The 19,942-nt window shown below is 49.3% G+C and carries 18 protein-coding genes; 4 read left to right on the top strand and 14 right to left on the bottom strand.

Going from position 1 to position 19,942, the window contains the following annotated elements:
* Positions 1 to 283: 283 nt before the first annotated feature.
* The 9 genes from FPE01S_RS26240 to FPE01S_RS09665 all read right to left on the bottom strand — a co-directional run bounded on the left by FPE01S_RS26240 (position 284) and on the right by FPE01S_RS09665 (position 11,879).
* Positions 284 to 1,537, bottom strand: coding sequence for a murein L,D-transpeptidase catalytic domain-containing protein (locus FPE01S_RS26240; protein WP_169749152.1), 1,254 nt, complete (start codon positions 1,535 to 1,537; stop codon positions 284 to 286).
* 234 nt (positions 1,538 to 1,771) lie between these two features.
* Entirely contained in the window at positions 1,772 to 2,443 is a 672-nt protein-coding gene (gene nth, locus FPE01S_RS09700; RefSeq protein WP_046368471.1) for an endonuclease III, read from the bottom strand.
* Positions 2,440 to 2,670, bottom strand: coding sequence for a hypothetical protein (locus FPE01S_RS09695; RefSeq protein ID WP_046368470.1), 231 nt, complete (start codon positions 2,668 to 2,670; stop codon positions 2,440 to 2,442). The genes nth and FPE01S_RS09695 overlap by 4 nt, the downstream gene beginning before the upstream one ends.
* A gap of 105 nt (positions 2,671 to 2,775) precedes the next feature.
* Positions 2,776 to 3,099 (bottom strand): FtsB family cell division protein, encoded by a 324-nt coding sequence (locus FPE01S_RS09690; RefSeq protein WP_052955654.1) that lies wholly within the window; start codon positions 3,097 to 3,099, stop codon positions 2,776 to 2,778.
* A 9-nt stretch (positions 3,100 to 3,108) separates the two neighbouring features.
* On the bottom strand, positions 3,109 to 4,398 hold the full coding sequence (eno, locus tag FPE01S_RS09685) for a phosphopyruvate hydratase (RefSeq protein WP_046368469.1): 1,290 nt from the start codon (positions 4,396 to 4,398) through the stop codon (positions 3,109 to 3,111).
* A 132-nt stretch (positions 4,399 to 4,530) separates the two neighbouring features.
* Positions 4,531 to 7,443 (bottom strand): serine hydrolase domain-containing protein, encoded by a 2,913-nt coding sequence (locus FPE01S_RS09680; protein WP_046368468.1) that lies wholly within the window; start codon positions 7,441 to 7,443, stop codon positions 4,531 to 4,533.
* Between the two features lie 33 nt (positions 7,444 to 7,476).
* A complete protein-coding gene (gene mutL / locus FPE01S_RS09675) occupies positions 7,477 to 9,324 on the bottom strand; it encodes a DNA mismatch repair endonuclease MutL (protein WP_046368467.1) in 1,848 nt (615 codons plus the stop codon).
* A 42-nt stretch (positions 9,325 to 9,366) separates the two neighbouring features.
* Positions 9,367 to 10,710 (bottom strand): D-alanyl-D-alanine carboxypeptidase/D-alanyl-D-alanine-endopeptidase, encoded by a 1,344-nt coding sequence (locus FPE01S_RS09670; RefSeq protein ID WP_083990199.1) that lies wholly within the window; start codon positions 10,708 to 10,710, stop codon positions 9,367 to 9,369.
* A gap of 29 nt (positions 10,711 to 10,739) precedes the next feature.
* Positions 10,740 to 11,879, bottom strand: coding sequence for a formimidoylglutamase (locus tag FPE01S_RS09665; protein ID WP_046368465.1), 1,140 nt, complete (start codon positions 11,877 to 11,879; stop codon positions 10,740 to 10,742).
* Between the two features lie 49 nt (positions 11,880 to 11,928).
* Between FPE01S_RS09665 and FPE01S_RS09660 the strand changes: the two genes are divergently transcribed.
* Positions 11,929 to 12,585, top strand: a complete 657-nt coding sequence (locus FPE01S_RS09660) for a phosphatidylserine decarboxylase family protein (protein ID WP_046368464.1) — start codon at positions 11,929 to 11,931, stop codon at positions 12,583 to 12,585.
* A gap of 14 nt (positions 12,586 to 12,599) precedes the next feature.
* Here FPE01S_RS09660 and FPE01S_RS09655 read toward each other — a convergent pair whose 3' ends face one another.
* Complete coding sequence (locus tag FPE01S_RS09655) at positions 12,600 to 13,298, bottom strand: YjjG family noncanonical pyrimidine nucleotidase (protein WP_046368463.1); 699 nt, start codon at positions 13,296 to 13,298, stop codon at positions 12,600 to 12,602.
* A 77-nt stretch (positions 13,299 to 13,375) separates the two neighbouring features.
* On the opposite strand from FPE01S_RS09655, the gene FPE01S_RS09650 reads away from it, so the two are divergent.
* Genes FPE01S_RS09650 through FPE01S_RS09640 form a run of 3 tightly spaced genes read left to right on the top strand, consistent with a single transcriptional unit; the run spans position 13,376 to position 16,867 of the window.
* Complete coding sequence (locus FPE01S_RS09650; RefSeq protein WP_169749151.1) at positions 13,376 to 14,302, top strand: DUF2167 domain-containing protein; 927 nt, start codon at positions 13,376 to 13,378, stop codon at positions 14,300 to 14,302.
* 15 nt (positions 14,303 to 14,317) lie between these two features.
* Complete coding sequence (locus FPE01S_RS09645; RefSeq protein ID WP_046368461.1) at positions 14,318 to 15,016, top strand: SDR family oxidoreductase; 699 nt, start codon at positions 14,318 to 14,320, stop codon at positions 15,014 to 15,016.
* A 15-nt stretch (positions 15,017 to 15,031) separates the two neighbouring features.
* Positions 15,032 to 16,867 (top strand): BatD family protein, encoded by a 1,836-nt coding sequence (locus FPE01S_RS09640; RefSeq protein ID WP_083990198.1) that lies wholly within the window; start codon positions 15,032 to 15,034, stop codon positions 16,865 to 16,867.
* A gap of 2 nt (positions 16,868 to 16,869) precedes the next feature.
* Here FPE01S_RS09640 and FPE01S_RS09635 read toward each other — a convergent pair whose 3' ends face one another.
* From FPE01S_RS09635 to FPE01S_RS09620, 4 genes are read right to left on the bottom strand one after another with little or no spacing between them, the layout of a single operon-like run.
* Entirely contained in the window at positions 16,870 to 17,574 is a 705-nt protein-coding gene (locus FPE01S_RS09635; RefSeq protein WP_046368459.1) for a response regulator transcription factor, read from the bottom strand.
* Positions 17,574 to 18,560 (bottom strand): sensor histidine kinase, encoded by a 987-nt coding sequence (locus FPE01S_RS09630; protein WP_046368458.1) that lies wholly within the window; start codon positions 18,558 to 18,560, stop codon positions 17,574 to 17,576. The genes FPE01S_RS09635 and FPE01S_RS09630 overlap by 1 nt, the downstream gene beginning before the upstream one ends.
* A complete protein-coding gene (locus FPE01S_RS09625) occupies positions 18,557 to 19,036 on the bottom strand; it encodes a gliding motility lipoprotein GldH (protein ID WP_046368457.1) in 480 nt (159 codons plus the stop codon). Before FPE01S_RS09625 ends, FPE01S_RS09630 begins: the two co-directional genes overlap by 4 nt.
* Positions 19,037 to 19,044: 8 nt before the next feature.
* Complete coding sequence (locus FPE01S_RS09620; RefSeq protein WP_052955653.1) at positions 19,045 to 19,920, bottom strand: YicC/YloC family endoribonuclease; 876 nt, start codon at positions 19,918 to 19,920, stop codon at positions 19,045 to 19,047.
* Positions 19,921 to 19,942: the final 22 nt, after the last annotated feature.

Genomic DNA, 19,942 nt, shown 5'->3' with positions numbered 1-19,942 from the left:
GACTTTCTAATTTCTGTCAATCAAGTATTTAAAAATCCGGTGACGACTTCAAACCCCAAACCAAACCTCACCCCCCCAGCCTACGCTAAAGCTTCGGCAGGCAAAGCAAACTGCAGACTTCAAACTTTTTTGGTTCCCGCCTTTGTTCCTCCGTTTTGCCAATGAAAAACCCGCAGTAAAAACTGCGGGTCTTATTAGTAGAAAATGTTTGAAACGCTATAGGTTTTTTTGAACTATCGGATTTTAAAAATCTGCCCTGGATCCGTGTTTACCTGTTGCAGTATCAGCTTCCGGCATAAGCCGAAGCGACACTCTTACCAGCATCGATATAGGTGTCATCAAACATCCACATCAATACAGGCTTTTTGCTGCCATCGATCATGTTACCGATCTTTTCCAATACTGCAGGTGAAACAGACGGACATCCCTCACTTTGCCAGATCGGGAAATTGGTTTCCATATTGGGAATACTTCCCATGGCATGCAACACAATAGCACGCGCGGCGGCATTTTTATTGGTTGCATCCAGTCCTGCAAGTCTGTACGAGCGACCGAAATCACCATCGTATGGTTTTCCGATCTTGTACATACCCAGCGAGCTGCAGTTACTACCCGGTCTGTTGGAGTAGTCCTTGTCCAGGTTCAGGCGTTGGTTTCCACGTCCCTGGGCAACGAGTGCACTCATCTCGATGGTATTGGTTCTGAGATTGATAACAAAGAAGCGGTTCTTGTTTGACTTCACACTCATGTCGAGCAGGAAAGCGAAATCACTGTTACAACCGTTCTTCTCGGCAAATTTGGCAATTTTGCGCGCCTTCTGAAGCAATTCAGCGTGGTCGGCCTTGTTCTGACCGGTTTCTTCTGAAAAGCCATCCCAGAATGGCGGGATATATTTCATCAAACTGGATTTGACCGTTGTTTTACCGCGAAAAGTATAAGTCTTCTCGGCTTTGTCGGCTACCAGGTTTACAGATTCATCCCTTAATACAAGGGCTTCTTCTTCCTCATTGTTATGCGGGAAGCGCTTGTTGGAGGTATGCTCTGCGTAATCGTTGGATGAATAGTTGATTACGGTGCGACCCGGATGTTCTTTCGTCGAACCGGGCTTTGGCATGTTCACCAAAGGTTGGGATGGATTGATGTCGGACTGGTTATTGTCCAGATCATCCAACTGATCCTCAGATACGACAGACTCCTGTTGAGCATTCTTTGCAGACTTGTTTTTGCGGGAGGGATTCTGATTGCTTGCAAGCAATTCAGCATTGTCGTTTAGGGGAGTAACCGGAAGAACACGCTCTTTTTTAGGAGCTTTCTTCATTTTGGCAACAGCTACTTTGTTGACTATAGCGATTTTGGCCGGAGTTTTAACTTCCAGACCCGGGATACTGGATTTTTCATAGTTCAACAATCCTTGGGCTTTTGACAAATCCATCCGGGATTGTTCGGCAGGATTTGAAGAAAACATTACGTAGGGACTAAAGTAGGCCATCAGCAGTATGCAACCGCCAATGCCAGCTACGCATAGCTTTGTTTTCATAGATTTAGACATTTTCGTTTTAATAGAATGCGGATCGGGCTGTAACTAAAACGAAAAATATTACCGTTTATGCAGCGGGGCAAAGTAAATGCCCATGAAAATTCACGATCGTAGAATCACGGTGGATATTAATGCGTTGATTATCAACCTCCGTAAAAAAAGCTCTTCGATGAATGGACAGATTTTGCCGGTAGAAATATTGCCCTCTTTTCCCGATCAGAAAAGGCTTTCTACCTATTTACCACGAGGGTTTTTGCTTGATGGAATTTCAGGGAGCCTGCTGTAAAACCGGCAGACCGATCGTAAACCACAGATTTCGCATTGCGGGGATCTGGCAGTGCAGACGTACCGGCCATGGAGGATCAGCCAGTGATGTGCCTTATGTACCAGGCCGGTGGGCAAATGTTTCAGTAACTGTTTCTCAGCGGCCAGTGGCGTTTTTGCATTGGTAGTGAGGCCGATTCTGTCAGAAACCCTGAAAACATGGGTATCCACGGCCATATTGGGCTGGGCGTCAATTACTGAAGTAATAACATTAGCAGTTTTTCGGCCCACACCCGGTAGTCTGACCAGTTCATCTACTGTCATGGGAACCTGGCCGCCAAAATCGTCCACCAGCATCTTTCCCAATCCCGACAGGTGGCGGGCTTTATTATTGGGATAAGAAATACTCTTAATATAAGGTAATACGTCATCGGGACTGGCCTGGGCCAGTGTTTCTGCATCAGGAAAACGATCAAACAGTGCGGGGGTGGTCAGGTTTACCCGTTTGTCGGTGCATTGGGCAGAAAGCACAACAGCCACCAAAAGCTGGAACGGGTTGTCGTAAAACAGTTCCGTCTCAGCTTCGGGGGCATGTGCTAAAAAATAGTCGATTACTTTCCGGTAACGCTCCTTAACGGTCATGAAGTTGCTTCGGCAGCTTCGCGCGCATAGTTCAACACATTGAGAACCACCTCAGTACGAGGAGTTTCAAGGGGATGTTCCAGGGCTTTCAGTGATTCTACCAAAACCTCATAAGTTTCTTTGAGGTCCCAGTCCTGCTTCATTGCAGCTTCAATCGCGGTGTTTTGTTCGGGAGAAGTTTCTTTGTAATAATAGAGAAGTAAATCTTCTGTTGTAAAGATTGACATGTGCAAACCATTTATTGTCCAGTAATTCCCGGGGTCCAGTCCGGGGTTTCGTCCATGTTTCTAAACGGTGAGGGTTGGTTAATATTGCCTTAACAGAAAAAAAATCTACTTTTTTTCTGTGGGACGGGGGGGTGCAACAATATAGAGATCTTCATTATCCCTTTTCATCCGGTACTTTTCACGTGCATATTTTTCCAGTAGTGCCGGATCTGACTGAAGTTTGGAAAGCTCCTGCTTTGTTTCAGCGATCTGATCCAGGTAGTATGCTTTGCTTTTTTCGAGATCGTGGAGTTCTTTCTTGTACCGGAAATGCGTTGTGATGATATCCCGATCATCGAAAAAGACCATCCAGACTGCGAAGACAACTGTACATAAAAAGTACTTGTTCCTGCAGATCGGAGGGATTTTTTCGATGATCGAAGATGCCATGCCGGATATTTATTTACCGAATTTAATCTTTCCTGCCGGGAATATCGCGCTTTCAGCCAGCATTTCCTCAATACGGATCAGCTGATTGTATTTGGCCATCCTGTCTGTGCGGCTGGCACTACCCGTTTTGATCTGTCCGCAGTTCAGCGCAACTGCCAGGTCAGCAATCGTTGTATCTTCTGTTTCACCACTGCGGTGGCTCATGATCGTGTTGTAGCCATTGTGCTGTGCGAGTGTCACGGCATTGATGGTTTCAGTGATGGTACCGATCTGGTTAACTTTCACCAGCAATGCGTTGGCGATATGCTTGTCGATCCCCTGCTGCAGGCGGTCAACATTCGTTACGAACAGGTCGTCTCCCACCAGCTGGCATTTTGAACCAACAGCATCCGTCAGCATTTTCCAGCCATTCCAGTCGTCTTCTGCCATACCGTCTTCAATAGAAACGATCGGATATTGCTTCACCCAGCTCTCCCAGAATTTTACCAGTTGTTCACTGGACATTTTCTTTCCGTCGCTCTTGTGGAATACATATTTTTTAGCTTTTGCATCCCACAGCTCACTGTTTGCAGCATCCATGGCGATCACGATCTGGCTGCCGGCTTTGTATCCTGCAGCAGAAATTGCTTCGAGCACAGTTTCAATAGCTTCTTCGTTGCTCTGGATATTCGGTGCGAAACCACCTTCATCACCCACGTTGGTGCTGAATCCTTTTTTCTTCAGAACAGTTTTCAGTGCGTGGAAGATCTCAACCCCCCAACGAAGTCCCTCTGAAAAGTCAGGAGCGCCTACTGGCATGATCATGAACTCCTGGAAGTCGATCTTGTTGTCAGCATGCGCGCCGCCATTCACAATATTCATCATGGGAAGGGGAAGCGTCTTGGCATTGGTACCTCCGATATAACGGTACAGGGGCAGTCCGGCTTCGAGAGCGGCAGCCTTGGCAGCAGCCATCGATACGGCCAGGATCGCATTGGCACCCAGTTTTCCCTTGTTGGGAGTACCATCGAGTGCGATCATCAGGTTGTCGAGCCCGGTCTGGTCTGCCACTTCAAATCCAATCAGTTTATCGGCGATAATGGTATTTACATTCTTTACCGCTTTCAGCACACTTTTACCTACATATTTTTTCTTGTCGTTGTCACGCAGTTCCACTGCTTCGTGAATACCCGTGCTGGCGCCGCTTGGAACCGCAGCCCTGCCCAGGGCACCTTCGTCGGTAATCACATCAACTTCAACTGTCGGGTTACCGCGGCTGTCCAGTATCTGCCGGGCGTGTACTTCGGAAATGTAACTCATTGTTTTGCTTGTTTGGTTTTAGATATGTGTGTGCACAGCAAGCGGAAGCGAAATTAGGGAAGTTTTACTGTTTAGTTGTTTAGGAGTTTAGTTGTTTAGGAGTTGAACTCCGCGGTGGCAGGTGATCCAAGGTTATTTTGACATGGCATTGTAAATAACTTCCTGGATCCGCGGCCGGACGTTCATCCGCCCGAATTTATTCGGATCGCCATTATTGTTTACCCGGTTGCCCAGAAAGATGTACGTCAGGTTGTAACGGGGATCCATCCAGATACAGGTACCGGTAAACCCGGTATGTCCGTAGGTTTCAGGGGAAACCGAAAGTGACGGATAGGGTTCTTTTCGTGTTGCATTGTCCTTTTCGGGTTTGTCGAAGCCGAGTCCCCGCCGGCTGATATTGCTGCTATAGGCGGTGAACAACGCCACAGTTGACGGTTTGTAAAAGCTCATGCCGTTTATGGTTCCGTTGTTCAGCAGCAATTGCCCCAGAACGGCCAGTTCATAGGCATCGCTGAACAACCCTGCATGCCCGGCCACGCCACCAAACATTGCCGCACCGGGATCATGAACATCTCCCTGCAGCAACTGGCGGCGGAATACCGGCTCATTTTCTGTAGGCGCCATAAAGTTTTTCGGAAAACGCTCCCAGGGCCTGAATCCCGTATGACTCAGCTGAAGCGGCTCATAGAAAGTCTCCCGCACATATTGATCCAGCGATTTTCCACTGATGGCCTCCACCACTTTACCCAGCAAAATAAAATCATTGTCGCTGTATACATATTTGCCCTCCGGCCCCAGGGCGCTTTTCAGTATCCGCTGGTAAAGGGTATCTTCATAATCCTGCCGGAGGTACATGTTTTCAGCTACCCGTACAGTAAATGCGCCTTCTTTCTTATTGGCATACAGGTTGCCCAGCGGCACACCGTCTGCAGGATCAATAGTCTCCTTATAAAAGGGAATAAACGCATTCAGGCCAGCCTGGTGCAGCAGGACTTCCCGGATAGGAAGCCGGGCTTTGTCTGTTCCCTGTGTCCAGGACAGATAATCTCCCAGCGTTTTGTCAAGATCCAGCTTTCCATCATCATACAATTTCATCAGCGACAACGTTGTGGCCATTACTTTCGTGAGCGATGCCAGGTCGTAGATTGTTTCGGTGGTTACTGGTGTGGAATCGGTGTATGCATACTGACCGAAAGCCTGTTCATAAACGATCTTCCCTTCCTTCGCTACCAGCACCACGCAACCGGGGAGTGCTTTTTCCCTGATCGCCTGGAGACAGATCGTATCGATCTCCTGCAATTTATTGTGATCCATACCCACATTGCCTGGCCAGGTTTCCGCCAGAAGCCGGTTGGAGACGATGCCTGATCCGAAGGTCAGTTCAGGACAAACCGTCACCGGCAGTCTGCCCCGGGCGGGTATTTTTCCGTTGATAAAATCAGCTACGGTTTCCTGGGTAATGGGATCATCTTCATAAGCGGCAACCAATACCTTGCTGCTGCAGTTGAAGCGGATCGCATAGGGGTTGCCGAAATAGATGCTGGCCACCTGCTCCTGTTTCTCCAGGGACTGAATCAGGTAAATCGCTGCATTGCTGATACCGAAATTCCGCGCCGGCCGCCGTTCGTATCCGTGTACACCCAGAATGATCATGTCGTAACGGTTCTGAATCAGGGCGATCAGGGCGTTGGCTCTCGCGGAGTCAAGTGTATAGTCAAAATAGTAGGTGTGGGCATTGTAATCGTTCCGCAATCTTTCAGCGAAACGGTTGTCGGCTTTCAGGCCAATGCCAATGTAGGCGACCCTCCGGCTGGTGCGTCCTGTTGCGGGATAGGGAAACAGGCTGTGTTCATTGCGCAGGAGGGTGACGGACTCTTCAGCAACGCGGCGGCGCATCCGGTCAGTACCACTGTTCAGGTCATCTGTGAGCTGGTGAAGATCAATCGGTTTGATCTGGCTGAGGCCATAGGCATATTTTGCATAGAGCATTTTTTTTACTTTGATATTGATATCATCCCAGCTCAGTTTTTTCTTCCGGATGGCTTTTTTGATTTTGGCAATGCCATCTGCCACATCACCGGGAAGGCAAAGCAGGTCGTTGCCAGCGATCAGCGATTGTGCAGATGCTTCACCATCGGGGTAATATTTGGCGACGCCCTGCATTTCCAGCGCATCTGTAAAACTCAGTCCCTTAAAATGAAGTTCATCCTGTAAAAGTCCTGTTACGGCATTACGGGAAATGGAAGTTGGCCGGTTCGTGGTACTGTCGATCGCTGGAATTGCGAGGTGTGCGATCATTACACTGCCCACACCTGCTTTAAAGATCTGCCTGAAGGGATACAGTTCCAGGGAATCAAGTGCCGCACGTGATTTACGGATAACCGGCAGGTCATAATGGGAGTCGACGGCTACATCGCCGTGTCCGGGAAAATGTTTGGCGCAGGCCATTACACCATTGTCCTGCAATCCTTTCATGTATTGTATACCGAGTGCGGCGACCTTCATTTTATCTTCCCCGAAAGACCTGTCATTGATCACCGGGTTGTCAGGATTATTGTTGATGTCTACTACGGGTGCGTAGTTCACCTGGATGCCTATGCGGCGGCATTGGTCAGCCACCAGTTTTCCATAATCGTAAACAAGGGAAGGATTGCTGGTTGCGCCAAGTGTCATCTGGCGTGGCAATGCCCTGACACTGTCGAAACGCATGCCCAGTCCCCATTCGCCATCTACCGTAACGAGCAATGGTGTTTTCGCTATTGACTGAAGAAAGTTGATGCTTTTCGCCTGTTGGAGCGGGCCACCCTGGAACAGACAGATGCCGCCGACATTGTACTTGTTCACCATCGCGGTAACCAGGCTGTCGTAGAAGAATGGTTTGCCTTCTTTCAGCGTAGACATCCTGATGATCATCAGTTGCGCAATTTTCTGATCCGCTGACAATGATTTAAAAACGCTGTCCACCCATTTGTCTGCCTGCGCATCCTGCGCTTTGGCTGTTAGCAACAGCAAAGCCGCGACGGCCACTAACCCGAGTTTTTTCATGTGCTTCCTTCCTTTGTAGGAATGAAGATAACTCTATCTCGCATCAAACAGGCGGAAGAGATAGTCGCTGGTAAATTCAATAAAAGTCGGTTGTCCTCCGGGTGTAATATTCGGTGTGGCGCAGCGGAGGAGGTCTTCTGCCAGCTGTCGCATTTCGGTTATGGACAAGGCGGTGCCCCGTTTGATGGCGTGTTGTGCAGCGAGTGAACGGATCAGTTTTTCCCTTCGGGAAAATTTGACATCGGTATTGAAATGCTTGTATTGTTCGAGTAATGCTTCGATAGCGGCTTTTTCATTTCCCTGGAACAGGTCAGCAGGTGTTCCCTGTATGATAAAAGCGTTTGTGCCAAACGGTTCGATGCCGTAACCCAGCAATTGCAGGTCGGCCAGCATTTCAGTCAGAAGGGCGCTGTCGGCCGCAGAGAGGTCGATGGTCACCGGGAACATAGTTTGCTGGGAAGGCATTTGCCTGCCGGCCACGGCAGCGGCATATCTTTCATACAGCACGCGCTCATGGGCGAGTTGCTGATGAATCAGCAGGCAACCTTTCAGGAGTGGCGCAATGAGGTATTGCGACTCAAGTTGCAGCAGACCGGCATTTTCAGCCAGCTCCCATTTCTTTTTGGGCAGCTCCCAGTCGAATGCGCTTACAGTACTTTCTGTTTCGGTGGAGCTGAGCAGGCTTTTCCAGTCCTGCATGCCGGACGTGTTGCCTGCAGTATTCCCTGAAGCGGGTTGTTTTTCGATAAAATGTGCCTGGTGCTGTTGGGTAAAACTGCGGAAGAGGCCTGAGTCACGGGCTGCATCCTGTTGTTGCGGTGTAAAGGGCTTGGCTACTGCATCCAGCTGCTGGATACCTGAATCAATGTCGAATTCCAGCGATGGCATGATGCTGAATTGCGCGAGCGCATGTTTTACGGCTGCCTGTACAAAGGCATATACGATCTTCTCATCCTCGAACTTGATTTCCTGCTTCGTGGGATGCACGTTTACATCGATCTGGTCGGGTTGAAGGTCAATGAACAATACATATGTGGGAAATGCATCTGCGGGAATCAGATCCTGGAAGGCCTGCATCACTGCGTGGTGGAGGTAGGCGCTTCGGATAAAGCGGTTGTTGACAAAAAAGAACTGGTCACCGCGGGTCTTTTTGGCCGCTTCCGGCTTGCCGATGAATCCCTGGATATTGAGGTAGTCTGTTTGTTCCTGTACCGGAACCAGCTTCGCGTTGTACTGGTTTCCGAGCACCTGTACGATCCGCTGTTTCAGGGAACCTTTGTCCAGGTGAAATACGTTTTGTCCGTTATGGGACAGGGAAAAAAAGAGTTGTGGAAAAGCCATCGCCACCCGGATGAACTCATCGATGATATGCCGCATTTCTGCAGCATTGCTTTTCAGAAAGTTGCGTCGGGCAGGGATATTGAAAAAAAGGTTTTTCATGGCAATACTGGTTCCCTGCGCCATGGCACAGGGTTCCTGTAATACGACCATGCTGTTCTCTATTTCTATATGGGTGCCTGCTTCATCTGCAGCCCTGCGGGTTTTGAGATCGACCTGTGCCACGGCTGCCACACTGGCCAGCGCTTCGCCCCGGAAACCCATGGTCTGAATATGAAAAAGATCGTCAATCTGACTGATTTTTGAAGTAGCATGTCTTTCGAAACAAAGGCGGGCGTCAGTTTCACTCATCCCCTTCCCGTTGTCGGCCACCTGGATCAATGACTTGCCGGCATCCGCAACGATCAGCCTGATCTCGGTTGCACCGGCGTCAACGGAATTCTCCAGCAGCTCTTTTACTGCGCTGGCAGGCCGTTGAATCACTTCCCCTGCTGCGATCTGGTTAGCTATATGATCCGGTAACAGTTGTATGCTATCTCCCAAAGTCTGATTTTTCTGTTGCAAAAATACGGCAGCCCCGTCAGACTAATAGGTTTCATACGCTTTGGTCAGAAAGGCTTCCATACTGCGTCTGACTGCGGTGGCTGATCCCGTATGGTTGTTGACGATAATGGAGAAGTACAACCGGCTGCCTTTTTTTGTCTTCAGCAACCCGCTCAGTGCGAGTTGGCCGCTGAGGCTGCCTGTTTTGGCATGTATATTATTACCAATTTCCTTATAATATCCCCTGAGCGTTCCTTCGTTTCCTGCCGGAAGGATGGAGTTTACCCTTTCCGGGCTGAAATCGTCATAGAGTTTGCGCACTACCCATACAAAATCTTCCGGGCTGAACTGGTTATACCGGCTCAGGCCGCTGCCGTCGACCCATACCGGCGGCTGCGGCATTCCCTGGAAGCATGATTTCAGCAGCGTGTCGATCGTTTTGCCCGTGCTCATGACGCCCAGCAGTTTATCGGACAGCATGAGGAGGCATTGTTCGGCAAACAGGTTGTCGCTGCGGTGCATCATCGGTGAAAAAACCGAATCGGCTTTCCGCGAGTAAACGACGTTTTGCATCGGCCGCGATTTCGTGGCAGGTACATATACAATGGTTTTATTCAGCGTATCCCTCAGCAGATCCATTGCAGACAGCAAACCATTGGTGACAAACGGAATTTCCAGGCTGCGCAGGATTTCCTTTCCTTCCGTCACATGAAAAATATTATCGTAGCGTTCCCGGATGACTGAGAAATTATTGCCCGACTGCGGATTGAACCGTAGTTTCCAGGACACTTCCGGTTCAGAGTAGACGAAGATGTCTTCTTTGGCCTCGCCATTTTCGTCGTCTGTTTTCTCCCTTACCTGGGTCCATTTGATCACATTGCCATAAATGGGAAAAGAACTTCTTTCGGCCATATAGGCACTGTTGAAATCGTCCCATGACCAACCGTAGCCGAATTCTTTCTCCTGCCAGTTACCGTCACTGATCACGATCTTTTTCTCTTTTGCTTTCAGAAAGTCGAACAGTGGCTGTTCGGGATAGTCGGGGTGCAGGAAAGTCGGGTCGCCGGTCGGTTGCAGGTAAAGGCTGTCGGCAGTTTCTGTATACCGGATTGCCGGAATGGAATCTCCCAGCAGTTTCATGCCAGCATACAACGCCATCAATTTGGTATTGCTGGCCGGTACAAAAAATTTTTCAGACTGGTACCGGTAGACATACTGGTTTTTGTCGGCGTCGTAGAGGCATATCCCTACGTGCGCCTGCTGAAGTCCTTCTTTGCCGAGTAACTGTTCGTTGGCAGTTTTCGTCCAGACTTTGCTGGTTCCGCAGGAAGCCAGCATGGTACCGGACAACAGTACCACTGCCCAATGAAGTAATTGAGATCGCATCTTTCAAATGTAACTATTTCCCTTCTGTCTTATCCCCTTTCCATGGCACGCAACCAGCGTTCGGGAAGATTGTTGTTGCAGGCCATTACATAATCTTTATAGGAGCAGGGGATAAAGCGTTCATCCGGAAGGCGCATCCACCAGCGGTCGGTCCTTTTGCTTTGCAGGAAGAGTGTTTCGAGTTCTGCGAAGGTGATGTGGTATTCGTAAAAGGAATTTCTGTCAGAAAGTGCCGATTCTTTCAATCCCTTGTAGCGGCCGTCGATGAAATACCAGATCATCTGTGCGATCTGTTTAGCTGTGAGGTCAGACTGGTCTTTTCCGGGCTGGTAGCCGTAAAAGCCGATGCTGTTTACCTGGAGGCTCATGCCCGCATAACGGGAAAGCACACAGGCCTGTTCGCCATCCAGGCCATTCGGTGAAATGGCGGTTCCCGGCGCATAGGCATGTGCGAGGGAAGAGAGATCGAAGCTGACCATCCTGCAGTTGCGGATAACTGGTTCCATCTCTTCGATATGTTCTTTGACATGACCCACCCGGAAACAATCGAACCGCAGTTTGTCCATGTTCTCCAGCATGTAGGGATGTACATAATAACTCTGGAATGCGAGGTGGCTGTAGTGCTTCATGAAATTGGGCTCACCGGTGAGCAGTTCCATCAGGAAATGTTCAGCCTGGGGCAGTGCGTCCATGTCGAGGTCGATGCGGGCATCGATACATGCTGCTTCTATAAGTTGCTGCCGGTCGGCATAAGCATGGTATTGTGACAAAGTAAGGTCATGCCCTCCGCCAAGAATGATAACAGTTTTGCCTGCATCGGTCAGTTCTTTAATGACCAGTTTCAGGGCCGCGTAGGTATCGCTCAGCGAGGCGCCGGGTTTGATATTACCCAGATCGGCAACGGGTATATCGGTATGCCAGTAAAAGGTCTGGTAAAATTGCTGGCGGATGGCGTCGGGAGCGGCACTGAAGGGTCGTCCCATTCCCATTCCCCGCTCTTCGCCGCAACCGATCAGTACGATCTGTGTTTGCTCCAGGTCAGGAAAATCGTCATCCTGAAAAATACTGATTTGTTTTCCCATCTGACCCGAACGGTATCCTTCATCGCCATTTAATGCAGAAGGTGAAACAGGTATCAGAAAGTCAGATAAATGCTGCATATCACTCATGAGTGCAATATAGTAATTGGACCTTACTTTTGCAGTTCAACCCAACAACATGACCATACATAAGGAAGGTTATAAATCCATTGCTATTGCTACACTGGTTTTCGCGCTGCTGAACATCCTGTCTTTCTTTTTCATCAGTGCTGCATTGCCCTGGTTGAGCTGGCTGATCCTCGTGGCGACTTTTGGGTTGTTGCTCTTTATCCTTTCTTTTTTCCGGATTCCCAACCGCAACATGACCTTCGGCGACAATAAGGTAATTTGTCCGGCTGATGGCAAAGTAGTGGTTATAGAAGAAATACACGATACTGAATATTTTAATGGACCAAGACTTCAGGTCAGCATATTTATGAGTCCTGCCAATGTGCACGTAAACCGCAACCCTGTTACCGGTGATGTGGTATACAGCAAATACCATAAAGGCAAATACCTGGTTGCCTGGCACCCTAAGTCATCTACTGAAAACGAACGGCACAGTGTTGTGCTGAAAAGGGGAAATACCGAGATCCTGGTGAAGCAGATTGCCGGCGCCTTAGCCAAACGCATTGTCAACTATCTGCAACCGGGAATGAAAGTGAAGCAGAATGATGAACTCGGTTTCATCAAGTTCGGAAGCCGCGTGGATGTGCTGTTACCGGTGGGTACTGCCGTAGATGTAAAGCTTGATCAGATGGTGCAGGGGGGGGTTACAGTTCTGGCTACACTCTGACGATTCGGCTATACTCAGAAAATCAGCTCCATTTCTTTCAGGTTGCTGACGGTATAGGTGGGGCGAAATGTCGGCACCTCATTCAGGTGGTTCACAAAAACCTGGTCGATACCTGCATTGCTGGCGCCGATAATGTCTACTTCGATATTATCACCGATCATAATGCTGGTTGCCGCAGTGGCACCTGATTCCTGTAATGCATAGTCGAAAATTTCACGATGCGGCTTAAGGCTGTTGCTGCCTTCGGAAGTGATCATCTTTCCAAAAAAACCATCGAGACCTGCATACTTTAATTTACTGCGTTGCGTTTTTTCAAAACCATTGGTGATTAAGTGTAACTGATACCCTTTGTCACGGAGATAACTGAGCAATTCGATGGTGTGTGGAAAAACTGCCCTGCGGGTCGGCAACAATTCAAGAAAAGTGTCGCTCATCCGGCGGGCCAGTTTATCGTCGCCGATTTTAAAATCGAGTAAGGTATGCCACATTCTTTTCCAGCGCAGTTCATCTACTTTGATAAAGCCATTCCGGTAGCGTTCCCATAATTTATCATTGTGCGCCATATACTGGCGGTAAAACTGAGCGAAATCGGTAACCCCCTTTGCTTCAAGGGTATATTCTTCATACAGATGGGCTAAAGTCTGACGCGCGTTCGTGTCGAAATCCCAGAGTGTATGGTCAAGATCAAAGAACAGGTACTGATATTGTTTCATATTTCCGCAAAGATATTGCAAGCGTTAAAATGATTGCCTATATTGACGGCAGTCCTGAATACCCTAAACCGAAAAACATGCGTGTACCCGTACTGGCAGGTCTGTTCCTGCTTGCTGCATTTTCCAGTTCAGCAGATCCCCTTGACAGTGTTTCCAGTGAGCCGAAAGAGGCATCCGCCCTGCTTCCCAGACTCAAAAGGGAGCTTGATTCCATCGACAGGAAATTAGTGTTTTATACCGGTAAGGTCCAGCTTGCCGATGGTGCCGTCGAACTTACTGTTCCGGAAGGGTTTTACTTTATTGCCGGCGACCAGGCAAGGTTCATCCTCGAGGAAATATGGGGCAATATGCCGGACATGGACGTTGCGGGTATGCTGGTAAGGACCGGTTTTGAAGCTACCCGGTTGGATAACGATCACAGTTTTGTAATCAGTTACAGCAATGTGGGGTATATCACAGACAGCAAAAACATTCAACTCGACCATAACCAATTACTGGAAACACTGGAAGACAACATGAAAAAAAGTAATGTGGTACGGGAAGAAATGGGGTACAATACCATGAAAGTTACCGGCTGGGTAATGGTTCCTTACTATGATTCCTTCAAAAAAGCGTTGTATTGGGCCAGCAGGATCCGTGCAAACGGATCAGAAGAGGAGATCCTCAACTATAACCTGCGGCTCCTGGGTAAAAATGGTGTGATCAAGATCAATGCGGTAGCCACGATGGATCAGCTGGCCGCCATCAAACAGGAACTACCCGCGATAATTGCCCAGACACGCTTTGCGCAAGGTCAATCCTATGCCGATTTCAAACCGGGCACAGATACCGCCAGTACATGGACGATGCCAGAGATGGTTGCCGGTTATCAATCCGAAACTAACGGTCTTCCGTCAACGGCAGTTCACCTGGGTTGGATCGGGCTTGCAGCACTGGTTGCAGGCAGCGGTGGCATCATGTTCACCAAACTGAGAAAAAGGAAGGCAGTAGGGCAAGCCGTATAAGGCTTACCTTTAGGCATGCTTATCGTCATTACAGGTGCCAGCCGGGGCATCGGAAAAGCCATAGCGGAAAAGTTTGCGTCCCCTGAAAACACCCTGCTGCTCTGCAGCCGGAGTGAAACGAACCTGTACCGTGCCTTGCAGGACCTGCAGGAAGCATTTCCACAAACAAGATGGAAAGCGCGGCCGGCTGATCTTTCCGTTCCGAATGACATAAAAGAATTTGCGGAGTGGGTGCTGGAACAGGGCATTCCAGACATCATTGTCAACAATGCCGGTCAGTTCATACCAGGATCGGTTCATAATGAACCGGATGGTGCCTTGGAAGCAATGCTGCAACAGAATCTGCTGAGTGCGTATCACCTGACCCGCTACCTGCTTCCAGCCATGATGGCACGGAAATCAGGCATGATCTTCAACATCTGTTCGATCGCCAGTATGCAGGCCTACCACAATGGCGGCGCCTATGGCATCAGCAAACATGCACTGCTGGGCTTCAGCCGTAATCTCAGGGAAGAAATGAAACCATTCGGTATCCGCGTAACCGCTGTAATACCCGGAGCGGCCTATACCGATTCCTGGGAAGGGGCCGGGATAGACCGCAACAGGCTGATGGAAGCAAGCGATATCGCAACAATGGTTTTTGCCGCCAGTACACTTACTGACCGGGCTTGTGTAGAAGATATTGTTTTACGTCCGCAATTGGGCGATCTTTAACTACAATCCGATCCAGTGGGTGTTCGTCAAATTTTCATAGGGACTATTTTGCTTGCCATTGTTTCCGGCGTTTTCGGGCAGGCAAAATTCAACACGATTCCGGGCAGCCTCAGCATTCGTCAGAATGAAGCGTTGCAGGTCAGTTATATGATTGAAAACCCGCAGTCTGTTGGTCAGTTTAAACTGCCGGCTTTCCGTGATTTTAAAGTTGTACAGGGACCAATCAAAACAGATGGCAATATCATTACCAACGGTCAGTACAGCAATTACCTCTCCTATACCTATGTGCTGATGCCGCTGAAAAAGGGCCGGCTCCAGCTGCCCGGAGCCACGGCTATGATCGACGGAAAAAACGTGACCTCCAACCGTGTAGTGATTGAAGTGACGGATGCCGTGAGGGCGCAGCCAAATCCCTATCCACGCAACCCCGGTATTTCCCTATTCCGGCAACAGCCTGAAGAAGATTACCAGCTGGAGGAGAAAGAAGATGCTGCTGAAAAAATAAAAAAGAACCTTTTCGTCAAACTGGAACTGGACAGAAAATCAGTTTTTATCGGTGAGCCTATCGTGGCTACCTACAAATTGTTCACGAGGCTGCGATCGGAGTCAAGGGTTACCAAGCGTCCCTCGCTCAATGGTTTCAGCGTTTATGATATGATTGAGCCGGAAAAACTTGGTCCGGATGTCGAAACCCTGAATGGCAAAACATTCATGACCCACATCATTCGTAAAACGCAGCTGATCCCGTTACAGGAAGGTGATTTTGAACTGGAGCCGGTAATCCTCGATAACCGGATCTCCTTCACCCGAATGGTTCCAGTCGAAAAAGACCGTACCAATCAATCACCGCTGGAGGAGATGTTCGACAACCTGTTTGATTCCCGGCGTGGTGTGACGGAGACGCACCAGGTTACGCTTTCCAGTGAGGCAAAACAAATCCACATCAAACCGCTACCGCCGGGAGCGCCCGCCAGTTTCAACGGCGCTGTAGGTAAATTCGATCTGAAGGGGCGCCTGGTGGATACGGCCGTGGCCGCCGGAGAACCCGCACAATATGAACTCAGTATTGAAGGAAAGGGAAATCTTCCCCTCATCAATGCTCCAGCCTGGTCGCTGCCCACAGGATTTCATTCACTTGACCCGCAGGTTAAGGAAACCCTCGACAAATCAGTTGCGCCGATGACCGGCACCAAAATTTTCACTTATAGTATCACACCTGATTCTTCCGGCAAGATCCTGTTACCTGCAATTGAGTTCAGTTATTTTGACCCGGTTTCAGCCAGATACCACTCCCTTCATACAGATAGCGTTTACCTTGTTGTTGGGGAGCCGCAGCACCGCAAACAGTCCAATGAAGTAATTGCGGCGCCTGCGGGGAAATCCCGGAAAGTGTGGCTTTATTCCGGGGGCATTTCTGCAGCAGCCTTACTGGTTGCGGGCCTGGTTTTGCTGGTCAGGAAAAGGCGGCGTGTTCAACGTTCAGCCGCAGAACCTGTAGCCCCTGAACGGGCAGCCGATGCGGTACCGGTTATTGTTGAAATCCGGGATCCGCTGATCCATGCGCGGCAGGCAATGGAGCGGGAAGATGCTACTGCCTATTACCACGCCATAGAGCTGGCATTATGGGAAGCAGTGGCTGCACGGCTCGACCTCCCCGGCTCATCTCAGCAAAAGCCCGTTGCGCTTGCCATGCTGGCAAAACGGGGCATGGATGCCGGCGATCTGGCGGCACTGGAAGGTTGCTGGAAAACTTGTGACTGGATCCTGTACCTACCCCCGTCCGCTCACCGGATAGATCCGGCTTTGCTCGGTACAGCAGCGACATTGCTGGGTAAAATTGCGGAAGTCTGATCTTACAGTTCCGTGTACTTGTAGCCAACGCCTCTCACCGAGTGGAAGTAACGCGGATTCCTGCTGTCTGATTCAAAGTACTTCCGGAAGTTCAGAATAAAATTGTCGATGGTCCTCGTAGTGGGATAAACGTTATAGCCCCAAACCGTTTGAAGGATCTTTTCCCGGGTCACCACCTCGTTTTTATTTTCAAACAGGAGCTTCAGCAACATGGCTTCCTTCTTACTGAGCTGAATGCGCTCTCCTTTCCCGGTTACGGCTTCCTGTGCAGCAAAGTCTACGCGGTTATCGCCGAATGCATACACATCACCCACATTGTCTTTGTCCTGCAGCCGTTTGTTTTTCTCAATCAGCTTCTGCACCCGCAGGAGCAGTTCTTCGAGGTCGAATGGTTTGGTAAGGTAGTCGTCCGCTCCTTTTTTTAATCCGAGTACCCTGTCAGCACTATTGTTCCGGGCGCTGAGAATCAGGATCGGTACCTGGTTATTCTGAATTCGGATTGTTTCCATCACGGCAAGTCCGTCCATTTCGGGGAGCATGATATCCAGAATGAGCAGGTCAAAATATTCCTGCTGGATTGCTTTGATGGCGGCCAGGCCGTCAAATACTCCTGTTACCTCATACCCTTCGAGTTCGAGATTAAGGCGCAGGGACTCATGGAGATTCTCCTCGTCTTCAACCAGTAATATTGACCTTTTATCTGCCATTATAATGAAGGTAAGGTGATGGTAAATATTGCGCCGGCAGGAGTATTGTCCGTTACGGCAACAGTGCCGTGGTGATCAGCGGCGATCTTCCTGCAAAGGTAAAGGCCAAGGCCGGTGCCTTTTGCTTTCCTGACTTCTTCGTTCCCGATCCGGTAGAACCTTTTAAAAATACGCTGTTTCTCGGCGTCAGGAATTCCGGGGCCGGGATCCCTGACTTCGATGACCACCTGTTTGCCGGTCTGTTTCATAACGGTATCCACTACTGCCCCGCGGGGTGAATATTTCACGGCATTGTCCAGCAGGTTGCTGATCAGGATCCGGATCAGCAGCGGATCGCCCTTGATGGAAAGGTCGGGTGGTGCCTCGAAATTGAACTGGTTATCAGGAAACCGCTGCCGCATTTCCTGTATCATTTTGTTGCCCAGTTCGGTAAGGTCAACTTCCTGCTGAACTTTCTGGTAACCGCCAGCTTCGAGTTGGGAAGAAATGAGAATATTGTTGGTGAGGTCATTCAGGCGGTTGGTTTCCTGCAGGGTCATCTGCAGGATCTTCTGCTGCCTGGATTCTTCCAGCCGGTGTTTCAGCAGTGTTTCCAGGTTCAGTTTGGCAACAGCAATCGGCGTTTTCAGTTCATGGGTGATCGCCATCATGAAATTGTGTTGCTGTGCAGCCACCTTGAACTGGCGGCGAACTGCCCGGAATACGAATACTGCGCCTACCAGGATAATGGCGAGAAAGGTAATGCCTTCGCCCCGATACTGGTAGGCTTTGCGGTCGGCTTCCTGCTGGATGGTCTCTACTTTGCCGATGTATTTCGGATCATCCGCAACAAGTTCAAGCAGTTTATAACTGGCCATCTGCTGGTTCTGTTGCTGAAGCCTGATGTACCAGAAAAAGAGGGCGGCTATGATATACAGGAGGAGGAACCAGTAGATGGCGGTGGCAACCGCCAGCTTTTGTCGCGGCAGGAAACGCAGCCGCTTCATGGATTTGCTTTTTCAACCCTGATGCCCACATTGTAAACATTGGCCAGCGGGTCGTCCCGCATGATCTGTTCCAGCTGGAACTGGTAAAGTCCTTTCTTCAGGGTCACGGCATCCTGGGTGATGCGTATACGGTGCTCATAGATATCATCCATGCCGGTTCCCAGCCATCCTTTCTCGTTATTCGCCAGGGTGAGGTCAAGCGCCTGGACCTTGGCCGCTGAATCTCCCGGTGCGGTAGTATGGATATTTACCCAGAGATTGTTATAACGGTAAGCATCGCTGTGACGCAACACCACAAAAAGATTATAGCGGGAAGTACTATCATCGATATTGAACTGCACAGAGGGCTTGAAACCGGCGGACCACTGGTGGCCTGGTATCATTTCATTTTTTTCAAACACTGCCACCTTTTCACAGGAAGCAACAGAAAGGGCAAGTACGGTAAGCAGCACTGAATAGGATAGTAAGGCGCGCATATGGTAAATTATAAAACGTTCAACACCTGTTCTTTGGCTTTTTCGAGTTCGTCTTTCATCAGCACGACTGCCTGCTGAATGGTGGAGTCATAGGCTTTTGCACCGGTGGTGTTGATTTCCCGGCCGATTTCCTGGAGCAGAAAAGACAGCTTTTTTCCGATCTCATTTGAATTTTCCTTCAGCATGCTTCTGAAGTAATCACAATGGTTTTTAAGCCTGACCTGTTCTTCCGAAATGTCAATTTTCTCGATATAGTAAATGATTTCCTGTTCCAGGCGGTTCTTGTCGTAGTTGTCGCTGCCGACGTTTTCCTCGAGCAGTTTCACCAGGCCTTCCCGGATCTTCTGCTGCCGTTGCGGTTCCAGGGCTGCAACCACCGCCTGTTGTTTTTCAATATTGGCAATCCTGGTCAGCAGGTCTTCTTCCAGTACTTTGCCTTCTTCAAAGCGATGGCTGATCAGGTCATCGGCCGCTTCGTCGATGATGCCCTTGAAAGCTTCCCATTCTTCTTCAGTAAGTGTATCTGAAGTAGGTGTGATCACCTCGGGCAATTTCAGGATGTTGCCGAGAATATGTGAATCATCCAGGCCAAGTTCCCTTGACAATGCGGCAATGGGTTCATAATATGCTTTAGCCAGGGACAGATTGATGGAAACGGGTTTTGCTGAACCGGTCTGTTTGAGGCTGATCAGGCAGTCAATAGTTCCCCGCTGCAATTTTTCTGAGAGTCGTTTACGGATATCAAATTCAAATGTTTTGAGAAATGCCGGCATTTTCAGCGAGCAATCAAACTGCTTCCCGTTCAGCGATTTGATGTCTACCAGGAAAGTTTTGTCCCCTACGTTTTTCTCTGAACGTCCGAAACCTGTCATTGATTTAAGCATGCAGCGGTATTTTAAGCAAGGT

This window comes from Flavihumibacter petaseus NBRC 106054 (assembly GCF_000974785.1).
Taxonomy (GTDB): domain Bacteria; phylum Bacteroidota; class Bacteroidia; order Chitinophagales; family Chitinophagaceae; genus Flavihumibacter; species Flavihumibacter petaseus.
This window is presented reverse-complemented; position numbering and strand designations above follow the sequence as displayed.

What these genes read in the sequence shown, in the direction of transcription:
- FPE01S_RS26240 (WP_169749152.1), bottom strand. Translation starts at nt 1,537, where the DNA reads ATGAAAACAAAGCTATGCGTAGCTGGCATTGGCGGTTGCATACTGCTG.
- nth (WP_046368471.1), bottom strand. Translation starts at nt 2,443, where the DNA reads ATGACCGTTAAGGAGCGTTACCGGAAAGTAATCGACTATTTTTTAGCA.
- FPE01S_RS09695 (WP_046368470.1), bottom strand. Translation starts at nt 2,670, where the DNA reads ATGTCAATCTTTACAACAGAAGATTTACTTCTCTATTATTACAAAGAA.
- FPE01S_RS09690 (WP_052955654.1), bottom strand. Translation starts at nt 3,099, where the DNA reads ATGGCATCTTCGATCATCGAAAAAATCCCTCCGATCTGCAGGAACAAG.
- eno (WP_046368469.1), bottom strand. Translation starts at nt 4,398, where the DNA reads ATGAGTTACATTTCCGAAGTACACGCCCGGCAGATACTGGACAGCCGC.
- FPE01S_RS09680 (WP_046368468.1), bottom strand. Translation starts at nt 7,443, where the DNA reads ATGAAAAAACTCGGGTTAGTGGCCGTCGCGGCTTTGCTGTTGCTAACA.
- FPE01S_RS09670 (WP_083990199.1), bottom strand. Translation starts at nt 10,710, where the DNA reads ATGCGATCTCAATTACTTCATTGGGCAGTGGTACTGTTGTCCGGTACC.
- FPE01S_RS09665 (WP_046368465.1), bottom strand. Translation starts at nt 11,879, where the DNA reads ATGAGTGATATGCAGCATTTATCTGACTTTCTGATACCTGTTTCACCT.
- FPE01S_RS09660 (WP_046368464.1), top strand. Translation starts at nt 11,929, where the DNA reads ATGACCATACATAAGGAAGGTTATAAATCCATTGCTATTGCTACACTG.
- FPE01S_RS09655 (WP_046368463.1), bottom strand. Translation starts at nt 13,298, where the DNA reads ATGAAACAATATCAGTACCTGTTCTTTGATCTTGACCATACACTCTGG.
- FPE01S_RS09650 (WP_169749151.1), top strand. Translation starts at nt 13,376, where the DNA reads ATGCGTGTACCCGTACTGGCAGGTCTGTTCCTGCTTGCTGCATTTTCC.
- FPE01S_RS09645 (WP_046368461.1), top strand. Translation starts at nt 14,318, where the DNA reads ATGCTTATCGTCATTACAGGTGCCAGCCGGGGCATCGGAAAAGCCATA.
- FPE01S_RS09635 (WP_046368459.1), bottom strand. Translation starts at nt 17,574, where the DNA reads ATGGCAGATAAAAGGTCAATATTACTGGTTGAAGACGAGGAGAATCTC.
- FPE01S_RS09630 (WP_046368458.1), bottom strand. Translation starts at nt 18,560, where the DNA reads ATGAAGCGGCTGCGTTTCCTGCCGCGACAAAAGCTGGCGGTTGCCACC.
- FPE01S_RS09625 (WP_046368457.1), bottom strand. Translation starts at nt 19,036, where the DNA reads ATGCGCGCCTTACTATCCTATTCAGTGCTGCTTACCGTACTTGCCCTT.
- FPE01S_RS09620 (WP_052955653.1), bottom strand. Translation starts at nt 19,920, where the DNA reads ATGCTTAAATCAATGACAGGTTTCGGACGTTCAGAGAAAAACGTAGGG.